Here is a 563-nt window from a genome sequence, read left to right on the forward strand (position 1 = left end):
GTCGGTCGGCGGGTCGTCTCGGACGGTGGATGGGTGGCGGACGTCCTGGAGACAGCAGCGCGGACATATGGTGCCGGCGGCTTCAAATCTCGGCACCCAGCCAATTCACCAGAGCCGGCGGACCCGGCCAAGGACGGTGCGCATGGCTGAGCACGAGCTGCCGCCCGCGCGAGACATCCTCTGGTAGATGAGCCGGCTCAGCGCGCTTTCGCCCGTTGCGGGCGCCGCCGCCACCTTCGGCACACTGGGCGCGGTGCACATGGCAGCAGCCGTGTTGATCGGTGTGCTGGCGATATTCATTGCTTTCGCCGGGGTGCTCATGCTCTCCGACTGGCAAGCCGATGTGCTGAGCCGTCACAACTGGGCAGAGATTGGACTGTCGCCCACGCATTTGAGACTGACCGTCGAGACTGGCCCTGCGAGCGACATCGGTCCTCGCTATCTGGCCACTGGAAGCAACGAGGCGGTGCCACGGGTGTTCCGCGCTTATCGCGTGGCCGCGCAGATAGCGAGCAATGCCCCGCGCTCCGCGCAACCGGCAGAACAACCATCGTCACATCCTG

At 65.9% G+C, this 563-nt stretch carries 1 protein-coding gene; it reads left to right on the forward strand.

The window, feature by feature from the left end; genetic code table 11:
- Window positions 1-187 precede the first annotated feature (187 nt).
- Window positions 188-563: hypothetical protein (locus Q0C41_RS30995; RefSeq protein WP_291990845.1), on the forward strand; the 376-nt coding region annotated here is incomplete at its 3' end.

This window comes from Luteitalea sp. (genome assembly GCF_022842525.1).
Lineage (GTDB): Bacteria > Acidobacteriota > Vicinamibacteria > Vicinamibacterales > Vicinamibacteraceae > Luteitalea.